Annotated in this window: 20 protein-coding genes; 9 read left to right on the top strand and 11 right to left on the bottom strand. The window is 44.9% G+C overall.

Annotated features, from left to right (window positions below; genetic code table 11):
- Nucleotides 1–3: 3 nt before the first annotated feature.
- Both DUN60_RS01965 and bolA read right to left on the bottom strand, forming a co-directional pair.
- Nucleotides 4–1,344 carry a Na(+)-translocating NADH-quinone reductase subunit A gene (locus DUN60_RS01965; RefSeq protein ID WP_114633064.1) on the bottom strand — a complete coding sequence of 447 codons (1,341 nt, stop codon included), beginning with the start codon at nt 1,342–1,344 and terminating at the stop codon, nt 4–6.
- A gap of 521 nt (nt 1,345–1,865) precedes the next feature.
- Entirely contained in the window at nt 1,866–2,174 is a 309-nt protein-coding gene (bolA, locus tag DUN60_RS01960; protein ID WP_017079929.1) for a transcriptional regulator BolA, read from the bottom strand.
- A gap of 175 nt (nt 2,175–2,349) precedes the next feature.
- On the opposite strand from bolA, the gene DUN60_RS01955 reads away from it, so the two are divergent.
- The 4 genes from DUN60_RS01955 (at nt 2,350) to DUN60_RS01940 (ending at nt 6,098) form a co-directional block, all read left to right on the top strand.
- A complete protein-coding gene (locus DUN60_RS01955; RefSeq protein WP_114633063.1) occupies nt 2,350–3,501 on the top strand; it encodes a methyltransferase in 1,152 nt (383 codons plus the stop codon).
- 66 nt (nt 3,502–3,567) lie between these two features.
- A complete protein-coding gene (locus tag DUN60_RS01950) occupies nt 3,568–4,137 on the top strand; it encodes a YajG family lipoprotein (protein WP_114633062.1) in 570 nt (189 codons plus the stop codon).
- Nucleotides 4,137–4,685, top strand: a complete 549-nt coding sequence (locus DUN60_RS01945; protein ID WP_017074205.1) for a peptidylprolyl isomerase — start codon at nt 4,137–4,139, stop codon at nt 4,683–4,685. The genes DUN60_RS01950 and DUN60_RS01945 overlap by 1 nt, the downstream gene beginning before the upstream one ends.
- A 54-nt stretch (nt 4,686–4,739) precedes the next feature.
- The gene (locus DUN60_RS01940; RefSeq protein WP_017079927.1) at nt 4,740–6,098 is read left to right on the top strand and encodes an AmpG family muropeptide MFS transporter; all 1,359 of its coding nucleotides are present in this window, start codon (nt 4,740–4,742) and stop codon (nt 6,096–6,098) included.
- Nucleotides 6,099–6,174: 76 nt separating this feature from the next.
- Here the strand turns inward: DUN60_RS01940 and DUN60_RS01935 are convergent, their stop codons facing one another.
- Nucleotides 6,175–7,521, bottom strand: coding sequence for a DUF4397 domain-containing protein (locus DUN60_RS01935; protein ID WP_114633061.1), 1,347 nt, complete (start codon nt 7,519–7,521; stop codon nt 6,175–6,177).
- 585 nt (nt 7,522–8,106) lie between these two features.
- On the opposite strand from DUN60_RS01935, the gene DUN60_RS01930 reads away from it, so the two are divergent.
- The 3 genes from DUN60_RS01930 to csdA all read left to right on the top strand — a co-directional run bounded on the left by DUN60_RS01930 (nt 8,107) and on the right by csdA (nt 11,192).
- The gene (locus tag DUN60_RS01930; RefSeq protein ID WP_114633060.1) at nt 8,107–8,889 is read left to right on the top strand and encodes a nucleoside-specific channel-forming Tsx family protein; all 783 of its coding nucleotides are present in this window, start codon (nt 8,107–8,109) and stop codon (nt 8,887–8,889) included.
- 110 nt (nt 8,890–8,999) lie between these two features.
- The gene (gene panE, locus DUN60_RS01925) at nt 9,000–9,893 is read left to right on the top strand and encodes a 2-dehydropantoate 2-reductase (protein ID WP_114633059.1); all 894 of its coding nucleotides are present in this window, start codon (nt 9,000–9,002) and stop codon (nt 9,891–9,893) included.
- Nucleotides 9,894–9,980: 87 nt separating this feature from the next.
- The gene (gene csdA / locus DUN60_RS01920) at nt 9,981–11,192 is read left to right on the top strand and encodes a cysteine desulfurase CsdA (protein ID WP_114633058.1); all 1,212 of its coding nucleotides are present in this window, start codon (nt 9,981–9,983) and stop codon (nt 11,190–11,192) included.
- Between the two features lie 118 nt (nt 11,193–11,310).
- Here csdA and csdE read toward each other — a convergent pair whose 3' ends face one another.
- The 4 genes from csdE to DUN60_RS01900 all read right to left on the bottom strand — a co-directional run bounded on the left by csdE (nt 11,311) and on the right by DUN60_RS01900 (nt 14,367).
- Nucleotides 11,311–11,739: a cysteine desulfurase sulfur acceptor subunit CsdE gene (csdE, locus tag DUN60_RS01915; RefSeq protein WP_114633057.1), complete on the bottom strand. Its 429-nt coding sequence runs from the start codon at nt 11,737–11,739 to the stop codon at nt 11,311–11,313.
- Between the two features lie 37 nt (nt 11,740–11,776).
- Complete coding sequence (gene tcdA, locus DUN60_RS01910) at nt 11,777–12,586, bottom strand: tRNA cyclic N6-threonylcarbamoyladenosine(37) synthase TcdA (RefSeq protein WP_102511055.1); 810 nt, start codon at nt 12,584–12,586, stop codon at nt 11,777–11,779.
- Between the two features lie 113 nt (nt 12,587–12,699).
- Nucleotides 12,700–13,812, bottom strand: coding sequence for a murein transglycosylase A (gene mltA / locus DUN60_RS01905; RefSeq protein ID WP_114633056.1), 1,113 nt, complete (start codon nt 13,810–13,812; stop codon nt 12,700–12,702).
- Between the two features lie 81 nt (nt 13,813–13,893).
- On the bottom strand, nt 13,894–14,367 hold the full coding sequence (locus tag DUN60_RS01900) for a DUF2850 domain-containing protein (protein ID WP_114633055.1): 474 nt from the start codon (nt 14,365–14,367) through the stop codon (nt 13,894–13,896).
- Nucleotides 14,368–14,530: 163 nt separating this feature from the next.
- Between DUN60_RS01900 and argA the strand changes: the two genes are divergently transcribed.
- Together argA and DUN60_RS01885 are read left to right on the top strand one after the other, a co-directional pair.
- Complete coding sequence (argA, locus tag DUN60_RS01895; protein ID WP_065206883.1) at nt 14,531–15,868, top strand: amino-acid N-acetyltransferase; 1,338 nt, start codon at nt 14,531–14,533, stop codon at nt 15,866–15,868.
- Between the two features lie 282 nt (nt 15,869–16,150).
- Nucleotides 16,151–16,342: a hypothetical protein gene (locus tag DUN60_RS01885; RefSeq protein WP_004735192.1), complete on the top strand. Its 192-nt coding sequence runs from the start codon at nt 16,151–16,153 to the stop codon at nt 16,340–16,342.
- 81 nt (nt 16,343–16,423) lie between these two features.
- Here DUN60_RS01885 and recD read toward each other — a convergent pair whose 3' ends face one another.
- The 4 genes from recD to recC form a co-directional block, all read right to left on the bottom strand.
- Nucleotides 16,424–18,637: an exodeoxyribonuclease V subunit alpha gene (recD, locus tag DUN60_RS01880; RefSeq protein WP_114633054.1), complete on the bottom strand. Its 2,214-nt coding sequence runs from the start codon at nt 18,635–18,637 to the stop codon at nt 16,424–16,426.
- Complete coding sequence (gene recB, locus DUN60_RS01875) at nt 18,637–22,326, bottom strand: exodeoxyribonuclease V subunit beta (protein WP_114633053.1); 3,690 nt, start codon at nt 22,324–22,326, stop codon at nt 18,637–18,639. The genes recD and recB overlap by 1 nt, the downstream gene beginning before the upstream one ends.
- Before the next feature lie 241 nt (nt 22,327–22,567).
- A complete protein-coding gene (locus tag DUN60_RS24405; protein WP_162808200.1) occupies nt 22,568–22,729 on the bottom strand; it encodes a hypothetical protein in 162 nt (53 codons plus the stop codon).
- Between the two features lie 6 nt (nt 22,730–22,735).
- A complete protein-coding gene (recC, locus tag DUN60_RS01870) occupies nt 22,736–26,212 on the bottom strand; it encodes an exodeoxyribonuclease V subunit gamma (protein ID WP_114633052.1) in 3,477 nt (1,158 codons plus the stop codon).
- Nucleotides 26,213–26,295: the final 83 nt, after the last annotated feature.

Raw genomic sequence — 26,295 nt, 5'->3', positions numbered from 1 at the left:
AAATTACCCTTCCTTCACAATTGTATCTAGGCATTCACGAAGTAACTGACCGTACTCGTACTTACCAGGACATACAAAGGTACACAGTGCTAAATCTTCTTCATCTAGCTCTAGCGCACCAAGTGCTTGTGCACTATCAACGTCACCAGCGCATAGATCGCGAAGCAGCAAAGTAGGCTCCATATCTAATGGCATTACTTTCTCGTAGTTACCAATTGGAACCATAGAGCGATCACTACCGTTCGTTGTCGTTGTCATATTGAACAACTGACCTTTAAACACGTGACCAAGGAATGAACGAGTAACAGAGAACTTGTTCTTACCAGGCATAGCCCAGCCGAATAGCTCTTTATCACGACCTTCACGAAGAACCGAAACTTGTTGATGGTAACGGCCAAGGTAAGCATGTGGACCTGAAGCGTGAACACCAGATAGCACTGAACCTGAGATCAGGCGAACTTCACCTGGCATCAACTCGCTGTCCGTCAACTCTTCAAGGCTAGCACCAATTTGAGTACGAACTAGACGAGGGTTGTTAACTACTGGACCAGCCAGAGAAACAACGCGCTCAGAGTAAATCTCACCAGTAAGGAAAAGCTTACCGAATGCGATCACGTCTTGGTAGTTAATGCTCCACGCTACATTTTGTGCATTTACCGGATACAGGTAATGCATATGCGTGCCTGCAAGACCTGCAGGGTGTGGGCCATCAAAAACATGTTCTTCAACGTTAGACTGAGCTGAACGAGGTAAGCTAGTACCTTTTTTACAAACGTACACTTTACCGTTAGTCAGAGTTGAAAGAAGATCTAAACCAGCAACGAAAGCATCAGACTGCTCGTTAATGATTAATTCTGGCTCAGCTGCTAGCGGATTAGTATCCATAGCAGTAACAAAAATAGCCTGAGTTTCAGAATCAACTGCTGGAACCTTGCTGAACGGACGAGTTCGCAAAGCGGTCCATGCGCCAGACTCAACTAACTGAGCTTTAACCGTTTCACGGTCAAGGCCTACTAGTTGGTTAGCTTCATAGCTATTGAACGTGATTTGCTCATTGCCTGCTACTTCAATCACTACTGATTGAAGAACACGCTTAGCACCACGGTTCACTTCAATAACTTTACCGCTTGCTGGAGAAGTAAATACAACACCTGGGTTCTTTTTATCTGCAAAAAGAACTTGGCCTTTCTTCACTTCATCACCAACGCGAGCATACATCGTAGGACGCATACCAACGTACTCTTCGCCAAGCAAGGCGACTTTAGTGATGGACTTACCATCATTAATCACCTGGGATGGAGTTCCTGCGATAGGAAGATCCAAACCCTTCTTTATTGTAATCATACGCACTTGCACTACTTTATCGGGAAAAAGATTCTTTTAATTGCGTAAATTCAGGACGTTTTAAAATCGCCCTTAGACACGACATTACAGTGTCCGGTTTTGGTAAATTTGAGATACCAAAATCGCAACAATACATTAATAAACTCATCACAAGAATTATGTGAGATTTATCAGGTGCCATATTCTAGCATTTTTTGACAACTTGATGCCATGACCAATAACTTGAATACGGCCTTTATTTGGTGAGATTTGAAGCATATGGACTCTCAAATATGTATAAATTTGACGAGCCGCACAGATAGAATGGCTTTTAGAACGTGTTTTAAACAAGAGATTAATACTCTGTCACAAACTAATATTTTACGTGTTATGTTGAAACACTGTTAATAAAAACATTACTCATTGTAGGTATTTTTGGTCGGTCAATTTACCATCAGCTTGAGTGATATAACAACAGAAAACAGATAGATTTTGAGACAAAAGAGGCGGCCTAGCCGCCTCTTCTATATGGGTTAATTATCTTACTTACCACCACCCATACACATCGGGCTATCTGGCACGTTATTTAGCTGCTTCATCCATTCATCTTTTGTATAAGTGTGAATGGATAATGCGTGAATATTATTCGCTAACTCTTCTGATAGTGCTTTATTTACCGCTCTATGACGAGCAATAAGACGCAAACCTTCAAACACATCGCTGACAACAATCACTTTAAAATGACTCTCAGAACCAGCCGGAACATTGTGCATATAGCTCTCATTCACCACGTTTAAATGACTTGGTGAAAACTCATTGTGCAATTTTGTTTCGATAACTTCTTGGATCATTGTGATTCCTTAAATAGCGTATTGGCATTATCTGTCGCTCCAGTATAAACCCTAACTAACCGACTGTCTGAGTATTTCATCGCTGACTCGAGGGGTTTAGTCGAGTTTTTTATATCTTGTTCAGGCTGCATTTGAGACAATATCTTTGTTATTTCTTACATAAGTATCTCAAGCAATGAAAACTGAACTTACCCTTCACGATAGAACTTTAACCCTAAATCGTTTCCCCAACCGTTCAAATGAAACCCTTCAAGCTTGGGATGCCGGCGACGAATATCTGATTAGCCATGTTGAAGAGATGAATCTTGAACCTGGTAAACACATCCTGATCATGAACGACAGTTTTGGCGCCCTATCCGCTTGGTTCTCCAAAGATCATGACGTGACCATGATGAGTGACTCTTTCATTTCTCATCGCGGAACGCTAAAAAACTTACAGCGCAATCAAAGTAACCGAGTGAACTTCTTGAACACGATGGATGATATCCCACACGGTATCGACCTTGTGATCATGCAATTGCCAAAAACCAACCGCCACCTAATATGGCAATTGAGCCAGTTGCGCCAAGCATTGCCTGAAGGCTGCCAAGTGATTGGTGTGAATAAAGTAAAAGAGATTCACACTTCAACACTGAACCTGTTTGAAAAATATCTCGGTGAAACCAAAACCTCTCTGGCTAAGAAAAAGCACCGCCTTGTGTTCTCTTCTCCAAACTGCCAACCGATTCAAACAGTAGAGCCTTATGTTGAATGGGACGTAGACGGTGAAGATATCCGCCTGAAAAATTTACCAAATGTTTACTCAGGGGAAGCACTCGATCAAGGCGCTCGTTATATGCTAGATCACATCCCTCAAGATCCTGAGCTACGTCATATCATCGACTTAGGCTGTGGCAACGGTGTATTGAGTGTAAAAGCAGGGCAATTGAACCCACAAGCTCGTATCACCTGTGTGGATGAAAGCTTTATGGCGGTGGAATCGGCGCGCCAAAACGTCAAGGATAACCTTGGTGAAGAAGGCAACTTCCAGTTCATCGCCAACAACTGTTTAGATGGCTTCAAGAAGAACAGCACTTACTTAGTTATGTGTAATCCTCCGTTCCACCAGCAACAAGCGATTACAGACCACATTGCATGGCAAATGTTCTGTGATGCAAAGCATGTTCTTAGCAACGGAGGCAAATTAATTGTTATTGGCAACCGACACCTCGGATACGATGTCAAACTAGCAAGACTATTTGGTGAAGCTAACGTTGAAACGCTTGAACTAAACCAAAAATTTGAGATATTACAAGCAACAAGAGAGCCTGCGAATTTTAATAAATAAGCAGAAACGACTTCACAAGAATTTAAGATACCGAGCTTCTGGTGTGAATTTAGAAAGGATAAAGGAATGAAAAAACTGATTTTGGCTGCTTCTATTATGGCATTGACAGCATGTTCTGCCCCTCAGCAAGAACAGATCAATGTAATGCCAGAAGCTTCACTAAGCTCAAGCAACCTTGTACAAGGCAAAACATACACACTAACCAGTAAAGATGTTCGTGCCGCTCAATATGTAGCCTTGGTTGATAGTGGCCGTTCAAACATTCAGCCAATTCACGCTAAACAAAACATGCGTATTTCGCTAGAGAACGCATTAGCAAAACAACTGGAATCCCAAGGTTTCCGCGCAAGCGTAAACAGTGAAAACTCAATTGTTTTAGAGATTCAAGAAGCACTTGTTACCGTAGAACACACCATTATGGAAAACCAAATGGACGGTAAAGTCACACTTGAAGTTACCGCTGAGACACCTGAAGGTAAGCTTGTAAAAACATTCAACGGCACTGCAACTCGTACCGGAGCATTAAGCGCTTCAAACGACGACATTTCAATGGTTCTAAACGATGTGATCAACTTGGTTCTTACTGAAATCGCGAACGACCCTGAACTACAAAACTACATGAAGGAACGTTTCTAATGAGCCGCATTCTAACTTCTATCGCATTAATGCTGGTTAGCGTAAGCGTTTGGGCTGGCCCTAAAGTGAACGTAGAGACAACATTAGGCGACTTCACTATCGAGCTGAACCAAGAGCAAGCACCGGTTAGTGTTGATAACTTCCTTAAATATGTCGCAGACGGCAGCTACGAAGGCACTATCTTCCACCGAGTAATTCCTGGCTTCATGGCTCAAGGTGGTGGCTTTGACCAAGATATGAATCAACAAGCGACTTATGCTCCTATCAAAAATGAAGGCAGTAACGGTCTAAAGAATGATACAGCAACGATAGCAATGGCTCGCACTAATGCGCCAGATTCTGCGACTCGTCAGTTCTTCATTAACTTTGCTGACAACGATTTCTTAAATGCTAAAGGTGGTAACCCTGGTTACGCTGTATTTGGTACAGTGACTGAGGGCTTTGATGTCGTTCAAAAGATGGCAACCATTCCGACCAAGCGAGTTGGTCGTATGTCTGATATCCCAACAGACCCTATCGTCATCACCAAAGTAACCCTTCTTAAGTAATCTCATACAACGCCCTTAACCTCTTAAGGGCGTTTTTCTATACAAGGACGCCCCATGTCATCTGGCACTCCCTCTCTTTCTTGGATGCAGACTTTCCGTAGCTACCTAGATAAACGTCTACTTTGGGTGTTTATGTTGGGTTGTTCGAGTGGCTTTCCTTGGGTTCTTATCGGCTCTAACATGTCAGGCTGGCTAAAAGATGCAGGATTAACTCGTGCTGCTATCGGTTATTTCGGTAGTGTGTTCGCCGTCTATGCCATCAACTTTCTTTGGGCACCACTGGTAGACCGAGTCAAACTGCCGATTCTACATGCGATATTGGGACAACGACGCAGTTGGATATTTCTATGCCAAAGCTTTGTATTGATCTGCACGCTGTTCATTGCCGGGGTTAACCCTGCCAATGACTTGATGTTCACCTCAATGCTGGCTCTCGGAATTGCGATTGCGTCGGCAACCCAAGATATAGCCATTGATGCCTTCCGTATTGATTCCTTTCCTAAATCTGAATCCACCAAATTACCGCAAGCATCCGCAATGGCAGTGATGGGATGGTGGACAGGCTACTCTCTTCCTGGTTATCTCGCATTTATCAATGCCGATACAATAGGTTGGAATGGTGTTTATTACGGTATGGCCGGTGTCGTTATCATTCTGATGCTATTCACTCTGTTTGTCGGAGAACCAACAACACAACGTGAAGCATTACAAAAAGAAGCACAACAGCGCCATAATAAAGTTGTGGGCTCTAAAGTTGTGGCCTGGCTAAGCGTTACAGTGTTGGAACCTTTCTACGATTTCTTTAAGCGAAACGGTGTTCAAGTTGCTATTACGCTTCTGCTGTTCGTATTCCTGTTTAAGATAGGTGAAGCCTTCTTAGGCAGAATGTCGATTCCCTTCTATAAAGAGATCGGCTTTAGCAATGAACAAATCGGCCACTACTCCAAGTTAATTGGCTGGGGAGCAACCATATTCTTCACCTTGCTAGGCAGTGTCTTCAATGTGAAATTTGGTATTGTACGTGGGCTAATGATTGGCGGCGTAGCAATGGCTGCCAGCAACCTAATGTTTGCGTGGATTGCTCAAGTAGGACCCAATGAAAACTTATTCTTGGCAACGATAATTGTCGATAACTTCACAACCGCCTTTTCGACAGTGGCATTCGTTTCCTTCTTAACGCTACTAACCGGGCAAGCTTTCTCGGCAACACAATATGCCTTGCTCGCATCATTGGGAAATTTCGGTCGTACAACTCTGGCTTCATTTAGCGGTGAGTTGGTCGACTTCCTCAATGATTGGTCAACCTTCTTTATACTAACGTCATTAATGGTGATTCCAAGTTTGATCATGCTCTACTCGTTACGCCACTTTTTCACTGATTTATTAGAGAAAGCCAAAAACAACCACGAATAAGAGTAAAAGAAAACAAAAGAGAAGAGGGTAGCACTGGGCTACCCTCTTTTACTTTCTGCCAGCAGAGACTTAAACTCTAATCTGTTGTATCACTTACGATTAAGTTAAATCCAGTTCCCGTCGAGTCATCAATCGCGACGACTTGATAAACAACACCGTCAGCCAAAGTTGCAGGCGCAGAGTCAATGGCAACAGTAGTTGGGTCTCCTGCTACAGTAATTGTCACGTAGTAAGATCCCCCAGCCACATAAATACCATTCGCGTAATCTTTGAACTTCACATCACTTAGTGCCGGAGTGTTACCAGATATTCCCACGTTCTCAGTCAAGTAGATATCAACCGATGCTGCAATCGGGTTAGCCGCCGCATGAGTGATGTTCAACACTGCGCTGGTCGCAACCGGACGACGATTTTCAGGGACAACTAGTGGTTCCAAATTGAGTGGACTTAACGTACCCACTGCATAAATGCTGTAATCCATTCCGGCAAATACAGCTAAACCATCAACATCGATAAATGTTGGAGTCGTCGTTGCAGTTTCGTAAATATCAATATCGTAACTACCTGCAGCCAAGTCTAGGAAGCCGCGAATCTCTTTAAACATCAGAGCATCAAGAGGAGCAAACTTAGTAGCGTTAACGAATACATCGACATCCGGTGCACCATCGACTAAATGCCCGACTCTTACTTCTGCAGTTTCTGTCATATCGTAGATTAAAGATGATCCAGTTCCGTCCATCACCATCAATTTTACAGGTGAAGCGCTATTGGAGTCAGCTCTTGGCACCGCCGCTATGGTTAGCTCACTACCGCCAGACAGAGTGATTTCTCCAGAGTCAAAAGCAATGGCACTGCCACTTACCGTTTCAAGTCTCACACGATATTGTCCTGCGGGAATATTGAGTACGTCAGTAAAGTCTTTATAACCAAGAGTGCCAAGCGGAGCGCCCAATGGATCATTCGGTGCCGTTACGTATAAGTTCACATCTCCAACCCCTGTTGCCGCGTGAACAACTTGCACATCTAGACTTGAACTTGTTGCCGTTCCCTCAGCAGGCCTTGTAACAACTAAAGCCTCAACCGGGTTATTAGAACCATCAGCATCGCCGACCACCATTACGGTGTAATCTAGATCACCGCTCAAATCGAATTGGCTTGGCGGAATCACAGTCGCTACTGCGTCACCTGGGAGTTGGACATCTACTTGCAGGGTGGTTTGACCTTGATCTACTGAGGCATATCCGGACGCTTTAGCATAATCGACACCGCTCCAACGAGCCTGACTATTTACTAAGACATTAGCTAACGGAGCATCTGGCGAAGCATGTGCAGCTTGTAGTTGAGTTGTTGGTTCATCGTCATCATCACACCCCACAATGAACAGGGCTGACATCGCTACCGCGAGTATTGGTGAATATTTCATCGGTCTTCTCTCCAAAAAAGTTAGACCAGTTCGTCACACAAATGATTAGTCCAATAACTAATCTTTAAAAATTGTCTCAAAATCTAGTGCAGTGAACTGTCTTTAATTCTCCGTGATTCAAAAAGTGTCTAGGTTCAAGTTCCTATTCACTTATCACATGAGTTGTTCATCAATTGATTCCAACATCATTACGCAGTTGGTCAAAAATAGATCAAACACAAGATTGAGAGGTGGATTTAATGAGTCATTTTTCACGAGAAAACTATTAGAAAGGAATACTGTTGATTTTGATATGCATGTCACTCTATTTAGTAGAATCGTTTGCTTAGCGCAGTATTTCACCGATTTATCCACAAAATAATCTAATTTCACAAAATCAATAGAAACAGGGGTGCATCAAGATGCATTGCCATCTTAAAGTTCCATCATTTAGATCGTTAGTGTGATCAATCTCACTATAATAATTATAGTTTTCACTCTGTCTCACTTTTATTTGAGAACAAAATCGCTATTATGCTCGGCATTCGGACATACAAACACGCACGGATTAGCGGGTTACTTATTTTAAACATAGAGAGTTCCATTATGCGTAAATCACTTTTAGCTCTTGGCCTAATTGCAGCAACATCTGCTCCAGTAATGGCAGCTGATTATTCTGACGGCGACATCCATAAAAACGACTACAAATGGATGCAGTTCAACCTTATGGCTGCAATTGACGAACTTCCAGGTGAGTCTTCACATGATTACCTAGAGATGGAATTCGGTGGCCGCTCGGGAATCTTCGACCTTTATGGCTATGTTGACGTATTTAACCTAACGTCTGATCCAGGCAGCGATAAAGCTGGTGCTGAAAAGATGTTCATGAAGTTCGCTCCTCGTATGTCTCTAGACGGACTTACAGGTAAAGATCTTTCTTTCGGTCCAGTTCAAGAGCTTTACGTATCTACACTTATGGAATGGGGTGGTAACTCTGGCGTTAACACTCAAAAAGTTGGTTTAGGTTCTGACGTAATGGTTCCGTGGTTAGGAAAAATTGGCCTAAACCTTTACGGTACATACGATTCAAACAACAAAGATTGGAACGGTTACCAAGTTTCTGCAAACTGGTTTAAACCTTTCTACTTCTTCGAGAACGGTTCATTCGTCTCTTACCAAGGTTACATCGATTACCAATTTGGTCTGGAAGACAAGTACTCTTCTGCAAGTAACGGTGGTGCAATGTACAATGGTATCTACTGGCACTCAGATCGTTTTGCTGTTGGTTACGGCCTAAAAGGTTACAAAGATATCTACGGTATTAAAGATACTGATGGATTCAAATCAACAGGCTTCGGTCACTACGTAGCAGTAACTTACAAGTTCTAATCGAACTTCTAAGAAAGTTTCCTAAATGGCACCCTCGGGTGCCATTTTTTATTGCTTTCATTTAATGCCTCGCTATCCTTGCAGCATCACTTTCTTATCTCGGTATTGCTGTGAACATCACTATTGTTGGGCCAGGGGCCATCGGCTCTTTATGGGCAATAAAACTACTTCAAGCTGGTCATAATGTCTCTTTGTGGAGTCGTTCCACTGATAACTCAATTGACTTATCACTTGATGGACAAGCTTCCCTTTCCTTCAGTAACAACAATATCGAAAAGCTATCAGCGAGTGACTTGGTTATTTTCACGGTCAAAGCTTGGCAAGTAGAAGAAGCAACCACTCCACTGCTTCAATACCTAGACCCTGACACCATTCTCAGTTTCATGCACAACGGAATGGGCGCGGTCGATCAGATAGCAACTCAAATTGATACTCACCCGGTAGTACTAGCGACCACCACCCAAGCAGCATTCAAACCCAATCGCAACAATGTATCCCACACAGGAATAGGCCAAACTCAACTAGGTGCTTTTAACCTCAAAGGTCAGCAATGCACTTTTTTAGTTGATGTGTTGGAGCATGCCCTACCTGTTGTAAGTTGGAATCCTGAGATAAAAACAGCGCTATGGACTAAGCTCGCCATCAATTGTGCGATCAACCCACTCACAGGGTTGGAACAGATCAAAAATGGCGAGCTTGCAGATAAAAGGTTTGAGGATATTTTGAGTTCTATCGTTAAAGAGCTCACGCAGGTTATGCAAGCCGAAGGGATCGTTTGTTCATTCGATGAATTGGAAGCAAGCGTCAAACAGGTTATCCAAGCCACGGCGCAGAACAACTCATCCATGAAGCAAGATATGTTTTACCAACGTAAGACCGAGATCGACTTCATTAACGGCTACCTTATTAAGACTGCACTCAAGCATCAGATAGACGTTCCCGTTAACCAAAGACTGTTCGCTCAAGTCAAAGAGCAAGAAAATCGCTGGAATCATCAAGATTAGTCAGCAACAGTTAACAAGTCGCGATAAAATAACAATACCGCTAAGCACAACGCTAGCACCAATTTCCAAGATTTTAGGTAAGAATAGATGCTTGATATCAATCACATCCGAGAGCAGTTTCCTGCGCTATCACAAACCATCAATCAACAACCATTGATTTACTTAGACAGCGCGGCAACGACACAAAAACCTCAGGTGGTTATTGATGCCATTAGCCAATATTACTCCAAACAAAATGCCAATGTTCACCGTGGTAGTCATAGCTTAACAGCGAACGCGACCAGCCAGTTTGAAACGGCAAGAGATAAGGTCGCTCAGTTTATCGGTGCAAGATCTTCAAAAGAGATCATTTGGACTCGCGGTGCCACCGAAGCACTCAACCTGATAGCTCAAACCTACGCAAGAAGCACCCTTCAGCCTGGCGATGAGATCTTGGTTAGCGAAATGGAACATCACGCCAACATTGTGCCTTGGCAAATTGTGGCTGAACAAACCGGGGCTAAAGTTGTTAAAGTACCGATGACATCGGATTGCGAATTTGACCTAGTCGTGTTTGATACGCTTTTAAATGAACGAACCAAGATTGTTGCATTAGCTCAGATAACCAACGTGACGAGTTCTCGTCAGCCAATTGAAGCTGTCATAGAAAAAGCACACAAGATGGATGCGATTGTTGTGGTCGATGGCGCACAGGGCATCGTACACGAGCCCGTTGATGTTGCTGCTTTAGGTGCGGATTTCTACGTATTCTCAGGGCACAAGCTCTACGCCCCTGCGGGTATCGGTGTACTTTACGGCAAGCTTGAATTGCTCGAAGCGATGCCACCTTGGCACGGCGGTGGCAAAATGGTTGAGCGTGTCTCTTTCTCTGGCACTACTTTTTCAGAACTGCCTGGCAAATTCGAAGCGGGCACGCCAAATGTGGCGGGAGCGATAGCATTAAGCACTGCAATAGAATGGTTAAGTGGTTTTGCACAGCAAGATGTCGAAAATCATATCCACCAGCTTCAGCACGAAACCTACCGTGCACTCAGTAAACTGGATGATATTCAGGTTTTGGGGTATCAGCCCAACGCAAGCGTGATTACTTTTGTTATGGAAGGTGTTCACCATCAAGACATTGCGACACTGTTGGATCAGCAAGGTATTGCGGTACGAGCAGGACATCATTGTGCTCATCCATTAATGGATGCACTTAATGTGAAAGGAACGGTTCGAATTTCATTTGGTATTTACAACAACATGGATGACGTTGAAAAGCTCATAGCGGCGATAGAAAAAGCCGTTGATATGCTGTAGCGAGTAGCGAGTAGCGAGTAGCGAGTAGCGAGTAGCGAGTAGCGAGTAGCGAGTAGCGAAATTATTTAGGGTTGGCGTTTAGCGTCAACCCTTTTTGTTTCTGTGTATCTAAGAGATATTAAGCACTTAGTTCTTGGATTTGAGCAACGATCGCTTTTAATCCATTACCGCGAGATGGGCTTAGGTGGTTGATTAAACCGATGTTTTCGAAGTAACCATCAATATCAAACGCTTGAACCTGCTCTGATGTTTTTCCATCATACGCAGCCATCACTAATGCGATCAGACCGCGCACGATACGAGCATCAGAATCAGCACAAAAATACCAAACACCGTCGATGTTCTGAGAAACTAGCCAGACTTGGCTTTCACAACCAGAAACTACAACCTGCTCACTCTTCAGCTCATCAGGCATGCTAGGTAATTTCTTACCCCATTGAATCACTTGACGATAACGGTCTTCCCAACCGCTGAATGTCTGCATCTTCGCGACAATATCATCACTGGTAATTTCAGTGCCGAATGGAGAGCTTGGGAATGTGGTCATTTTAATATCCAGTCGATTATTAATTGAATAGAAGACGTTACTTAGCGTGCTTTTGAATCAGCTTTTCAACAATACGTGAAACAGCCACAAAACCAAAAGTCGCGGTGACCACTGTCGCAGCGCCAAAACCCGTCGCACAGTCCATGCGTTTTGGACCTTCCGCTGTTGCTTTCGCAGCACATACACTGCCGTCGGCTTGAGGGTATTTCAGTTGCTCAGTCGAGAACACACAATCGATACCAAACTTACGCGCAGGGTTCATAGGGAAATTATGATGACGACGAAGGGTATCTTTTAGCTTCTTCGCTAGCGGATCTTGAATCGTCTTAGTCAGATCAGCCACTTTGATTTGAGTCGGGTCGACTTGCCCACCCGCGCCACCGGTGGTGATCACCTTGATTTTGTTGCTACGACAATATGCCAACAGTGAAGCTTTAGCTTTCATACTATCAATCGCATCTAACACAAAGTCGAACTCTTTCGATAGGTATTCAGCCTGATTATCAGGGCCAATAAAGTCGTCAATCAGGTTCACTTTACACTCAGGGTTAATCAGTTTGACGCGCTCGGCCATCACTTCGATTTTGCTCTTACCGACGGTACCCGACATTGCATGGATTTGACGGTTGATGTTAGTCACACACACATCATCCATATCGATCAAAGTCAGCTCACCTAAACCGGTACGAGCAAGCGCTTCAACAGCCCATGAACCTACACCGCCAATACCGATCACACACACGTGTGCTGCTCTAAGTATGTCGACTTCACTATTGCCATATAAGCGACGAGTGCCACCAAATCGTTGGTCATAGTTTTCTGAAGCTGGAGTGGTCAATTCACGCATTGTTGCCGCCAATTTATTTCTGAGAAAAAGAAAAGAGTGCGTTTTATACGCACTCTTGAATTAAAAGTCTAGGGGATTAGCGATTCGCTTTCAATGCCCTATTTTATTGTTGTTTACTCGACCTTTTCAGGAGGCAAAGCCCAAGGCGCTTCGGTGGCACTGCCATCTAAGCCAAGCTTCCATACACGACCAAAATGCTTGTAATGACCCGCTTCAGTTCCTGCTCTTGGCCCCATACCGTGGTAGAGATCCAAATGGTTCTGCTTAACTGCGCCACCGGTATCCAAAACCAGTAACAGTCTTAGTTGGTGCGCACCGCTCCAAGTACCGTCTGCATTCAATAATGGAACCTCAGCTAGGATTGGCGTCCCCATAGGCAATATAGAGCGATCGCCCGCGACTGCCGCCATAGGTAATAGAGGGATGCCCGCGCTGCCCATTACTGATAGGTCGTCTCTCGCTTCAAAAAACACGAAAGATGGGTTTTGCTCAAGCAGCTCTTTGACAACTTCAGGATCGTTTGCCAATACCCACTCTTTGATTGCTTTCAGTGACATTTTTTCGCGTGGAACTAAGCCTCGCTCGATCAAAACACGGCCAATGCTCACGTAAGCTTTATTGTTCTTACCCGCGTATGCGAAATACTGCAACGTATCGTCATCACCGAAATGCACGAATCCACTGCCCTGCACTTCCATCATAAAAGGATCGATGCGGTTCGACGAGTAACCTAACTCAAGGCCCTGGCCTTCTAATGCACCGTTGTAGATCTCTTCGCGGGTTGGACATTCTTTATCGCACTCTGGAAGTCCATAAACAGGGAAACGGTATTCTTCACTGGCTTCGTGGCGTAGCTCCATTACGGGAGAAAAGTACCCCGTGAACAAAACGTTGCCTTGCTTATCACCACCACCCAATTGAGCAGTTTGAACGCCAAAGTTAGCGAGCTCGCTTGGATCTCCACTTTGCATCGCCCACTCATTGAGTTGCTGATAAAGCGGCTCATAGATTTTAGCCATCGAAGGGGATTTAGAAACCACCATTTCAGCTTGCTCTGCAAATGCGGTGTAGTCTCTTGGTTTATTGGATTCAACCTGATCGACCTTATTTAAGGTGCGAGAAAATTCGTCATCAAGGTGTTGTTGAGCAAGATCAGTCGGTTGAGCACAGCCAAATAAGAAAGAGGCAGCGACAAGGGGAAGCCATTTTTTAATCACAAGAGTCATCCTAAAAATTCTATGCATCGAGGATGACAAAAACAGTCAGATAACACAATCGTAGATTGTAAGAGTTTACAATAAGATAACCTATCGGACTGAGTTCTCGATATGGCCTTTAAGGCGGAAGACGGGATTGTAGTGATTATCAGAATCGAGCACCATTTCTGTGTTGTCAGAATTGGTCATGCGGAAGCGATAGGTTTTATCACCCGCTTTATATTCGAAGTAGTTACCATCAAAGTCAAAACTCGTCGAAACAACAGACCCACGCACTGACACGCCATTAGCGTTTAGTCGAAACTCGTCCGTCGCATAATGTGCAACGTCCTGCTCTACCCACGTACCGTATATCAGATTGTCGGGCGTCGCCGCATCTTGTACTCGGGATAGCACATCACCGAACAAGGAAACCACAGCAAACGATCCCACTAAAGCTAAAACCATTAAACAGCGTTCAATGATCTTACGCTTCAACTTAGATTGATGGCGTTGCTCAACTTCACTGTAGAGGCCTTGGGTAATCTCATCGATTTTGTTCTTTGTTGCTGGAGCTTGTTGCATTCGGTTACGACTCATAAAGATGCTATATGCATTCTACACTGAGACAGTTTATATAATGAACCCTAGATGAGAATAGTTTGCGCTTTATTCCAAAAAAGGTGTTGTTTATATTTGAATTTAAATGCTAAATTAGCGAATAAATAAACAAAAATGGACTTGTTCTGTGAAATTAAGAAGTACAGCGCTAGTAAAAGGTTTCAGACAATCAACCCCTTACGTAAATGCTCACCGTGGCAAAACCATGGTTATTATGCTTGGTGGCGAAGCCGTTGCCGATAGAAACTTTGGCAACATAATTAGCGATATAGCCTTACTCCACAGCCTTGGGGTAAAAATTGTTCTCGTTCACGGAGCAAGACCACAGATCAACCAACTATTAGCAAGGCAAGATTGCCACACGCCTTACCATAAGAATATTAGAGTTACTGACGAATATTCTTTAGGTGTCGCGATGCAGGCTGCTGGTCAACTACAACTGGCTATCACAGCTCGACTTTCAATGAGCCTAAACAACACCCCGATGGCAGGCACTCAACTCAATGTGATGAGTGGTAACTTCATTACCGCTCAGCCGCTAGGTGTCGATGATGGTACGGATTATTGCCACAGCGGGCGTATTCGTCGAATAGACATCGAAGGGATTAATCGCACACTTGACCAAGGTTCTATCGTCCTTCTTGGGCCTATTGCTAGCTCCGTGACTGGCGAAAGCTTTAACCTGCTTTCTGAAGAGGTCGCAACCCAAGTTGCTATTCGTTTAAAGGCCGACAAGCTGATTGGTTTTTGTTCAGAGCAAGGGGTAACCGATGAAAGCGGTAATGTACTCGCTGAACTCTTCCCTAAAGACGCTAAACAAATTCTAGAACGCTTAACGGAATCTCAGAACCCTAAAGAAGATATGAGCACTGGTACATTACGCTTCTTAAAAGGTGCTATCTCTGCTTGTCGTGCTGGAGTGCCTCGTTGTCATCTAATCAGCTACAAAGTGGATGGCGCATTAATCCAAGAGCTATTCTCTTTTGATGGTATTGGCACCCAAGTGGTCATGGCAAGTGCCGAGCAAGTAAGACAAGCTCAGATTGATGATATCGGAGGTATCTTTGACCTTATTCGTCCACTGGAAGAACAAGGCATCTTAGTTCGCCGTTCAAGAGAGCAGTTAGAGCAAGAGATCCATCGTTTTACCATTATCGAAAAAGACGGCCTAATTATTGGTTGCGCTGCGCTATACGCGTATCCAGAAGACCACATGGCAGAGATGGCCTGTGTTGCTATCCACCCAGACTATCGCGATGGAAACCGTGGACAGTTACTGCTGGATTACATGCGCCACCAATCAAAATCTCGTGATATCGACCAGATCTTTGTCCTTACTACGCACAGCCTTCACTGGTTCCGTGAGCAGGGGTTTTACGAGATAGGCGTGGACGAGTTACCGATGGAAAAACAAGGGCTATACAACTATCAGAGAAACTCAAAAATCTTAGCGCTAAACGTATAAATAAAGTTTTGGAGCGGAATCTCAATTTAATAGAAAAATAATTGCAAATGTAATCGTTTACTATATGAGATTTATCAAATATGCACTTTCACTCACACGAATAATTGTATAGAATTTAGGCGCTTTATAATATTAACAAAAGTTTTTATTGGAATTGCCATCTCGATAGTCATATCGAACTCATTGAGATGGTCACTGCACGGATTGCTATACCCGTTGACGGTCAGCACGCTAGAAGCCGTTCTGACCGTTGATATAAACAGCAAAAAGAGCAACATTGATATGAGAACCATTGTTTGTAACTCGCTGCAAAGTTTTTGGGATATGGCTGATAACCAATTCTTAGAAGGGCTAGACGTACACTGCGTGTTCCCTGTTAGCGAGAATCTAAAAGAGTTTATTTTGAATTGCCAAGCAAAGTACAAGATAAACCATATATCGTTTACTCGAGCGTTTTTAAGCAAAGAGTCTTAATAACGCTCAAAGCAACCAGGGATGGTTGCTTTGTGTTTATCTAGCTCTAAGTTCAAGCCCTTTTCTAGCGGCCATTAACGACTAATTCGTTAAACGACTGCCTAAACCACTCACTCGCTCTGTTTTCACCTTAATCCCACGCTTCAACACATTTGTGTCGCTGAACATCATCAGTCGTTTCTTAGCACGCGTAATCCCTGTATAGATAAGCTCTCGCGTTAAAATGGGGCTGAAATCTGGCGGTAAGATCATTAAGGTCAAATCAAATTCACTGCCTTGAGATTTGTGTATCGTCATCGCATAAGCGGTCTCATGATCGGGGACTCGGCTTGGAAGCACGGCTTTCACACTGCCATCGGGCAACTCAAAATACACCTTCAATCTAGGTGTGGAATTCGCACTATTTGACTCTAAAGTCGTTGCATCGGCTTCGAGCATACAGATACCAATATCACCATTGTACAAACCCAAACCATGATCATTACGCGTTACCATCACAGGTCGCCCGTGATACCACAGTTCATCGTTGTGCGGATTCACCAATCGTCTTGCTGCAAGCGCCCTTTCGATTCTGTGATTAAGGCCTTTAACACCAAAATCCCCTTCACGAATAGAACACAGTAATCGACACTGGCTAAACAGATCGAGAACCGATTTTGCGCGTGATTCTTGAGTCTCTAGCTCTTCAAGCGGTACATTCATTCGGTTCAGATACGCACCATACTCATTAACCAAAGTTCGCAGCATCAAGTTATAGCTGTCACTCGACAGGGGATGGTTTTCGATATCCTCAAATCCTTTGGCAAATACTTGGTCGACCTGATTTGCAGAGCCGTTATTGATTGCTTTTGCCAACTGCCCAATACCAGAACGCGCATCGAAACGATAACTCTTCTGCAGCATACACAAACTATCTGCAATCGCAGGCGGATTCACCGCTCCAGCTTTGGCCTGTCTGGATTTAGCTATCGCATCAAAGCCTGTCATCTCCGCAATCAAGTTGCCTTGTGCTGTGCTGTAGCCTGTTGAATTAAACGAGCAGATATCACCCAACACGGCACCAGCTTCTACTGAAGCGAGTTGGTCTTTATCACCCAATAAGATAAGCCTTGCGTGCTCAGGAAGCGCATCCACCAGCTTATACATCATAGATAGATCGACCATCGATGCCTCATCCACCACCAAGATATCAAGGTGAAGTGGATTACGTCGGTTATGTCTAAATTCCGCTCGATTAGGAATCGCGCCGAGTAACCTATGTAAAGTACTGGATTCAGTCGGTATGTTGGCCTTTACTTCAGGCGCTAAAGGCAATTGCTCAATCGCTTTACCAATCGACTCAGTTAAGCGTGCCGCCGCTTTACCTGTCGGAGCCACCAGCTTGATCGTCGGTGTTTTACCTTGGCTTAGTGATTGCTCAGCCATCGCCGATAGTAATTTGGTTACCGTGGTCGTTTTACCCGTGCCCGGCCCACCAGAAATCACAGCAAAACGACGACTTAACGCCACCGCTGCCGCCACTTTTTGCCAGTTCAAACATGCAGATAACGGCACCAAACCGTCTAGAACATCTAAGTCCGTTACCTGCTTAGCTTGGACAATCGCTTGGTCGATTGCACCCCAATTCAGAGATTGCTCATCGACGATATCAAGATGATCACACACCAGCTGTTGGCGTAATACCTGAGACGTTTGTTGGTTTGCTTCAGCCTTGGCTAAGGCATTAAACAGAAAATGGTAACTGCGTGCGAATAACTGATTCAACGTTTCGGTTAGCGCTTTTTTCTGTTCAATATTGAACTCTACCGGCTTACTTAAACGGTTTAAGGTGTCAGCCAGCACAACTTCGTAGTTCCAATAACGCTGTAAGTAGACACGCTGCCCATAAAACATCAGCGGCTTAACACAGTCATTGGTTGTACCTACTAGGTTTGACGATTGAAGTACCGCCACCCAATCAATCCCCAACAATTTTAGGTTCAGTTGCAGCGCCGTTTCACCATACAAACCGAGTAACTGAGCTAGATCTGTCGTTAGTTCAGGGCCTGCCGTTTGAGCTTGTATAAGCTGAGTACAAATATGCCCCTTGCCTAATTCATGGCTCACGACCCCAGCAAGAAAGCCGATCTCTTGAGAATGACTCGTAGCTTGCTGAGCAATAAAACGGGCAAATTGATAATCCAATTGGCGAATCGAACCCTTATCCGCGAGGAACTTTAATACATCCATAAGCTGTTCAGGGATAAGTGAAACTAGCTTTACAGGGTTTGTCGTATCAATCGTGGTCGTTGTCATTATAGAAGCCCCATCTGTCCAGTTTCATTATCATTCAATTGTGCTGAACGTCTGTCTATCACTTTACCGTCAATCAATTGATCCATTTCATCGAGCAAAGCCAAGGTTGGTTTAGCCGAGAAAATACCTTGTTGAGATTGACCGTCCATTCCTCTTAAGAACAAGTAATAAACCCCACCGAAATGTTGTTCATAACTATAATTCGCAACACGGCTGCGTAAGAAGCGGTGCAATGCCAACGCATAGATTTGATATTGCAGATCGTAGCGGTGGTCGGCCATCGCCGATTTCAATGCCTCACCATGGTAGACGGCAACGTCATCACCTAAATGGTTCGATTTCCAGTCAAGTACATAGTATTTACCTTGATGCTCAAACACTAAATCGATAAAGCCTTTCAGCATGCCTTGTACAGTTTGGAAGCCGAGATCACCCGCTTTAGCCGATAGCGGATCATGATATTGAATGGTTTGATTGAGCTCAGATGCGGCCAACACTTCGATCGGTAACAAGAACTCCATTTCGACTAATCGTTGAGTTGAGTCTTTCTCGCTCAGCTTTAGATTTTTGCCATCTAATGCGGTGTTAAGCACCGTATCGACAAGCTGTTGAAGTACGGGTAGCCACTCTAGCTCGTATTGCTCTGACTCTAACAAGTGAGTGATTACTTGCGTGTTATGGTCACTGGTTGCAGGCTCTGTAAATTCAACATCCTCAAACAAGGTGTGTAAGAAGGTACCCGGGCGAGCACCGCGAGGGAACGTGAATATAGAACGTTCCGGTTCAATCAGTTCCGACTCATCTTGCTCATCGGCTGAATCAATATCGAAGCCAGACACCTCAATCGTAGCGTCATGACTTGCGCCGTGACTGCCTTGTTTTACAAGCCCCGAGTAACTGGTGATACGCCAAGCTCGGTCAATTGAAGCCTTCAGTTCGCTAGCCTGTAGGTCGTCACTCACTTGCTCTGCCTGAACAAACACTTGCTCGTGAGCGGTTGGTGTTTCAGACAGTAATACGCTTGAATTCTTACCCTCAATCGCTGACAGAGCTTGATGTAACTCGGCGATGCCTTGCTCTTGTCCGTTTTGAACCAAGTAGCCCATAGCACTCAAGTGAACGCCTGTTGGCTCTTTGGTTGAACGCCCTTTACGTAGCGGTGCCATGCCAATGAAACATCCATAAACAGCACGAGTAAGCGCCACGTAAATCAAACGTAAATCTTCTGCCAATCGCTCTTTATCTGCTTGTGCCAATGCGCTATCGCTACCGGTAATATCAAGCACTGTGGTATCTGAATCGTGATCGTAGAACTTGCCTTCACTCGCTTCACGGTAACTCGCGACAAACGGCAAAAATACGAGGTCATATTCCAAGCCTTTCGACTTATGAATGGTAACGATTTGAACCAAGTTTCTTTCTGATTCAAGGCGTTGAATGTCGTCATCACTACCGCCTAAACCATTTTGTGCATCTGATATCGCTTCTGCCAACCAACGCAACAAGCCATAGTCACTGTCGAGCTCTTGTCTTGCTTGTTGCAACAATTCGCCAATGTGCATCAAATCAGTGAGTGAGCGCTCACCATTTTCTTCTTCCAGTAAACGTTCCGCGAGATGTCGTTTACTGATCACGCTGCGAAGCATTGGTAGCACGCCGCGCTGTAGCCATAACTTACGGTATTCTCGAAATTCGTTAACGACGTTTTCCCACACCACTTCATCGTTGTTGAGTTCATCCAATGATGCGGCATCCAAAGCAAACAACTCCGACGCTAAACTGGCGCGTAATGCACGGTCATTTTCAGGAGTCAGCACCGCCTGTAATAAACGCTGAATATCTTGTGCGACCAAGCTGGTGAACACGCTATCTCGGTTCGACAAGTACACACTCGCGATGCCTTGCTCAGACAGCGCGTTCTTGATCAGACGACCTTCACTGCCAGTTCGAACCAAGACAGCAATATCACCCGCATTCACAGCATGTTGTTTTTTGCCGTTATCAAAATAGGCTTGTTCGTTTTGAGAAGCGGTCAGAATGGTTTGAATTTGACTCGCAGTCGCTTCAGCCATGGCCTTGTGATATTCGCCTTTCGGTAAGGGCTTGTCTTCCGCCTCTTGCAGCCAAAAGGTGAGCGCGTGCTGAGTTTGACCATTCATCACCCATTGGCGTTTATCGGCCGATGGGCTGGCAGCAACGGGCAAAAATGGAATATCTTGGTCGTAGATAAATGGGCTATCCGAATTCATAAACACTTGGTTTACCGCACTGACCATGTCAGCACTCGAACGCCAGTTAGTGCCTAAGGTGTAGTGAGCACTAACTTGGTTTCTCGCCTTGATATAGGTAAAGATATCTGCACCGCGGAAACCATAGATAGCCTGCTTCGGGTCACCGATCATAAACAAACCGCATTGCGGGTTATCTAAATAGATTCGGCTGAAAATACTGTACTGCAGCGGGTCGGTATCTTGGAATTCATCGATCATCGCCACTGGGTATAAGGTACGGATTCTCTCCACCAGCAACGATTGATCATCCACATCAATCGACGCAGATAACTGAGTCAGCAAGTCATCAAACGATAACCATTGCTTCTGCTGTTTCGCCTTGGCTAGCATAGTTCGACAATGAATAATCGCATGTGCCAACAATGGGGCTTTAAGATCTGCAGGAGAATTTAAGAAGTCTTCAATCGCTTCGAAAACTGCGTGTTGAGGTGCAGTGCCTTTTGGTGTTTTTTCAATTAACGTTGCTTGTGAGAACTTCTCTAGTTTATCTGGAAACTGGTAATCATGAGTGTCGCTTTGCGCCCATGCTGTGACGGCTTCTAACCAAGTCGGCAAAGACTTCTTAGTGTAGCTGCGCTTATTCACATCCGATCCAGAAATCAAAGCCAAAAAGTCCGCTTCGGATTCACACCACAACGCCTTAAGTTGCTTCACTTTATCTAAGTTTTGATTGTGCAGAGTTTGCAGGTCGCCCGACATCGCATCTACCGTCAATTTCAGCGGAGAGCCCGTCAGATAGCGATTTACATCGGCAAGTAACGAAGCGGGAGAACCCCAAATATTTCTCACTTCACCAGCCAGTTGAATTGGCAGCGGGTAGAACTGCTTACGCCAATAGTCGGCTACCACTTGTGCTTTCAGATGGCTTTCATCGGTCACAAATTCATTATCAAAACGGCTGCCAGACTCAAAGGCATTTTGGGTCAACATACGCTGACAGAAGCCATGGATGGTGTAGACAGCCGCTTCATCCATTTGCCTTTCGGCATTAAGCAATGTTATGGCTGCGGATGCTCTCTTGGCATCATCGTATTCTTCAAGTAAGTCCTTGATAAATTGGTCTTTAGAGTCAACGCAAACGCCTCTACGAAATGATATATATGCAGCGCGTATTTTTTTCCTTATGCGGTCTTTGAGCTCTGCTGTTGCCGCTTCGGTAAAGGTCACCACCAGAATTTGGTCTACGGTTAGCGGCTCATGATGTCGGGTGGCTTCCGTCAGATCACCTTGTGGTGCAGCCGTGCCGTGCCCGAGCAGTAGGCGTAAGTACAAGCCAGCGATGGTAAATGTTTTACCCGTACCCGCTGATGCTTCAATTAAACGCGCGCCATGAAGTGGAAACGTCATGGTATCGAGTGTCTGTGGAGCGATTACCTGAACACTGCTTGTGGTCGTCATGCCTTACTGCCTTCTGATAAATGTGTTGTTACAAATGTGACCTAGCGTGGAAAACGTCATTCAATTTACGTCCTACGCTAATTTGTTAATAGTTAGTGCGATCTCTCTCACGGATCAATTCAGATCGCCTCGCTACTATGCGCCCACGAGTTCAGGAGCGCGTACGAGTTTTGTACTTTACGGCGTTACTTTGAACCACAGAATAATGGTCCCTCTGACCTGTGGCCGTACAGCGAACGCCCTACACTAATAATGATTTACTGGCGGCCACTTTATTTCCTGTACCTTGCTTCTCTTCACCTTGACTCCCTTCACCTAGAAAGTAAGCACCCCAAACGCTGACCAGCGACTCTCTTTCGTTTTTCATTAATTCAGCGCGCACGCTATTGATCTTGTCGATCACAGCCACTTACTCCTGATCTTCCAGATCGGCAGCAGCCAACCTTGCCGCCTGCAGCACAAGTGTTGAGTACATCCGCGACTCAGCAGCGAGTTCATCATCCCATTTAGGCCAGATTCGAGAGATGTATGTGTCTCTGCCCTCGCCCGTAAAGGCGAAGCTGTCATTAAAGGTATCGGCCATTTTCTTAAGGGACTTTTCTTCATCATCGACCCATTTACCGCGGCTAAAGCCCGCTTCAACTCCAGCCAATGCGCTTTTCGAGAAATAAGGCAGTGGTGCTGTCATGCCTTGGTAAAACAATCGCACTAACTCAGCCAACAAGCTCTTCGCTTGCTGTGCATCACCAATAGGTTGTAGCGTTTGGTGAACCACGCCCTCTTTTCTGTCGTAGCCAATAATATGGGTCGTTTTTCCGTGTCCCATCACAGCGCAACATAGATGATCAATCCACGCTGCCAAATAATCTTGAGAGCGTACTTTACCGCTTCTGAAACGCACTAGACCTGATTGATAGTTTTGAGTTAACCAACCCATCAAGCGAACAGGTTTGCCTTGGCCTAACACATCAAATTCGATATTCACTTCGAGATCTTGTTGCGGTGATCCACTCACAAATCGAATCTCTTTGGCTAAGTCTTCCGCTTGAACACGGTTGGTTTCAAATTCGATATCACCAAAGGCGCCGACCGGTAAACGACCCTGTGCTTTTTGCTCAGAGACAAACAATCGAACCGCTTCGTCTGCGCCTTCAGGGTGGTCCAGCAACACTTGCAGTAAAGCATCCTTAAGTTGGAAACTCTCTAAACCATTAAGTACGAATGGCTCATCGTCTTCCATCACAGGAAGTGGCGGCTCAAACACCACTTTTAGACGGCGATTAAAGAAGTACTGCACTGGCAAACGCCAAAAACGCTGCAGTTCAACTAGGTCAAGCTCCAATGGATAAGTCGCACCCAACAAATAGTCATCCAAAGCACGATTGAATTCACCACTACGCTCACCAGAACGGTTAGCGGCAGGAAGCCACTCTTTGGCGTAACTCAACACATGGCTCGCATCACCTTGAGTAAACGCAGCGGGACTGAACGGTGTCATGGTGTGTTCAAAGCTGATCGCTTGAGTCAGGTTGATGCCTGAATCATCACTTGGTAAGGCTTGGTCTTCACTTAAGCAGTAGTTCTGCTGGCAGTATTCAATCAATTCAGAAACCAGCACCGACGGCACTCGCTCAGTATTATCTTGAATCGAACGGCCGACATAGCTTATGTACAAACACTCTTGCGCTGACAGCATCGCCTCTAAGAATAGATAGCGGTCATCATCACGACGCGAACGATCGCCCGGTCGTGTGCGTCCGTTCATTAGATCAAAACCTTCTGGCGGCATTGAGCGAGGGTAAACACCATCATTCATACCTAACAAACAGACGGTTTTGAACGGAATAGAACGCATCGGCATCAAGGTACAGAAGTTAACTTGTCCCGCTAAGAAACGCTGACTAATACGCGCGCCCGACAGTTTATTGTTCAAGTACTGATAGATGATGCTTGGCGACAGTTCTTGTTCGTACAGGGCATCATCAAGCTGTTCATTCAATTGGGAAAGTGCATCGCGAATCGATTTAAGCACCACCTCGCCTTCTAGCTCAACGGCAAAGAAGTCATCAATCATTTGCAGCAAGGTTTCACGCCACATATCGATGGATTGCGTCTCAGCAAGGCGTTGACGGTAATGGGCAATACGATCAATAAAGTGCGTTAACTTACCTACAAGTTCGGCGTTAATGCCTTGAACTTCGTTATAAGCAGCAATCGGAGAATGCTCGGTCTCAAACAAACCAGCAGAATCAGACATCGCATAACCTAAGAGCATACGCTGAATACCGAATAGCCAAGTGTTTTGCTCGGTCGCAGGTAGATCAAATTCCGTTGCCGTTGAAGCATCGACACCCCAACGGATACCCGCTTCTTCAACCCATTGCTTGGCTTGCTCAAATTGGAATTCATCAATACCAAAGCGTGCCATCATCGCAGGAATTTCTAATAGTTCTAGCAACTCAGACGCTAGACAACGCGTATTCGGTAGCGCGACCAACTGCATGAAGGCGGTCAGAATTGGGCTTTCTTGGTCTGCGGTTCTATCAGAGATCGAGTAAGGGATATAACGCTCACCCGGAGCATTACCAAATACCGCCTGAATCGCTGGGCTATAGGCATTGATGTCAGACACCATTACGATGATATCGCGTGGTTTTAGCGTCGGATCGGCATCAAACATCGCCAACAGCTGATCATGAAGAACTTCCACCTCGCGCATAGGGCTATGACATGCATGCACGGTCAGCGAGCGATCGCCAAGCTCAACCACCTGTTTATGATTACTAGAATCTAAGATGTGGTCGTCTTGATGCTCTTCTAACTGGAGAATGTCGGCTTGCAGTTGATGAAGCAGGTTATCCCTCTCAACATCAATAAAGAACTCATGTTCTTCGCTGTCTGATTGAGATAGCAAAAACAGGTTATCTCTGCCCAATTTCCCCATAGACGCAAGCAAACTATTACCCACGGCTTGGCTGGTGTGCAGTTCATCTTCAACATTGGCTTCAATGCCATCTTTCAATGGTGACACTTCGCCTTCCAGTTGAGGTAAACCATCAACCAGAGCAAACTGTTTACGGCGCTGCGCTTCCACTCTCGCCAAGTACTTACGGTCGCGAATATCACCCCAGTAATGCTGACAAGGGTTGGTAAACATCAAGTGCACATCAATCTGCTCACCCAGAGCCTTCAGCGCATCCATATAACGAGGAGGCAATGAAGAAATACCAAACACGAACAAGCGTTTAGGTAGGTGCTGCAGTTGACCTTGTTGATTGGCTAACGCTTCAATGAAGTCGTGATACAAGTTACCACGGTGATATTTAGATTGGCCTTGAGACAGGGTCTGGTCATAGAGTGCTTGCCACAAAATCGGCTGCCAAGGGTGATCTTGTTGCCCTTCGTCATCAATAAGTTCGGAAACAGGTTCTCCCGCTTCCCACATCGCCATCCATTCAGGTCGATACACCAAGTAACCATCGAAGATATCGGCAATTTTCTCTGCCAATTGATACAACTTAGAGTCATCTTCGTCGTTTTCAAGATAACGTTGCAGAGGTAAAAAATCAGGGTGGTCAAGCTTAGCGGGTAGCAAACTCATCAACTTCCACGTCATCGCTTCTTTGTTAAAAGCACTGCGTTTAGGTACATCAGGAAGCACTTGGGTAAACATATCCCAAATGAAGGTTGCTGGAAGAGGAAAGTCTATATTTGCTGCTACACCAAACTCTTTGGCGAGTTCCATCTTAAGCCATTGAGACATACCTGGGCTCTGAACCAAGATCTGCTCTTTTTCGAAAGGATTGGCTAAAGGGTCACTTTTGATTAAGTGAACGAGAAGGATTTTTAAAGTATCGACTTTATTGGAATGGTAAACAGTAAACAAAGTGCACTCACGCTAATCTTGCCACAATATAAAGCCAGATTAGCATAAGTGCCGAGTTTGGATTAGGAATATAAGCTTATGAA

The sequence above is a fragment of the Vibrio splendidus genome (assembly GCF_003345295.1).
Lineage (GTDB): Bacteria > Pseudomonadota > Gammaproteobacteria > Enterobacterales > Vibrionaceae > Vibrio > Vibrio splendidus_K.
This window is presented reverse-complemented; position numbering and strand designations above follow the sequence as displayed.

Coding starts and splice junctions, on each gene's coding strand:
- DUN60_RS01965 (WP_114633064.1), bottom strand. CDS start 1,344: ATGATTACAATAAAGAAGGGTTTGGATCTTCCTATCGCAGGAACTCCA.
- bolA (WP_017079929.1), bottom strand. CDS start 2,174: ATGATCCAAGAAGTTATCGAAACAAAATTGCACAATGAGTTTTCACCA.
- DUN60_RS01955 (WP_114633063.1), top strand. CDS start 2,350: ATGAAAACTGAACTTACCCTTCACGATAGAACTTTAACCCTAAATCGT.
- DUN60_RS01950 (WP_114633062.1), top strand. CDS start 3,568: ATGAAAAAACTGATTTTGGCTGCTTCTATTATGGCATTGACAGCATGT.
- DUN60_RS01945 (WP_017074205.1), top strand. CDS start 4,137: ATGAGCCGCATTCTAACTTCTATCGCATTAATGCTGGTTAGCGTAAGC.
- DUN60_RS01940 (WP_017079927.1), top strand. CDS start 4,740: ATGTCATCTGGCACTCCCTCTCTTTCTTGGATGCAGACTTTCCGTAGC.
- DUN60_RS01935 (WP_114633061.1), bottom strand. CDS start 7,521: ATGAAATATTCACCAATACTCGCGGTAGCGATGTCAGCCCTGTTCATT.
- DUN60_RS01930 (WP_114633060.1), top strand. CDS start 8,107: ATGCGTAAATCACTTTTAGCTCTTGGCCTAATTGCAGCAACATCTGCT.
- csdA (WP_114633058.1), top strand. CDS start 9,981: ATGCTTGATATCAATCACATCCGAGAGCAGTTTCCTGCGCTATCACAA.
- csdE (WP_114633057.1), bottom strand. CDS start 11,739: ATGACCACATTCCCAAGCTCTCCATTCGGCACTGAAATTACCAGTGAT.
- tcdA (WP_102511055.1), bottom strand. CDS start 12,586: ATGCGTGAATTGACCACTCCAGCTTCAGAAAACTATGACCAACGATTT.
- mltA (WP_114633056.1), bottom strand. CDS start 13,812: ATGACTCTTGTGATTAAAAAATGGCTTCCCCTTGTCGCTGCCTCTTTC.
- DUN60_RS01900 (WP_114633055.1), bottom strand. CDS start 14,367: ATGCAACAAGCTCCAGCAACAAAGAACAAAATCGATGAGATTACCCAA.
- DUN60_RS01885 (WP_004735192.1), top strand. CDS start 16,151: ATGAGAACCATTGTTTGTAACTCGCTGCAAAGTTTTTGGGATATGGCT.
- recD (WP_114633054.1), bottom strand. CDS start 18,637: ATGACAACGACCACGATTGATACGACAAACCCTGTAAAGCTAGTTTCA.
- recB (WP_114633053.1), bottom strand. CDS start 22,326: ATGACGACCACAAGCAGTGTTCAGGTAATCGCTCCACAGACACTCGAT.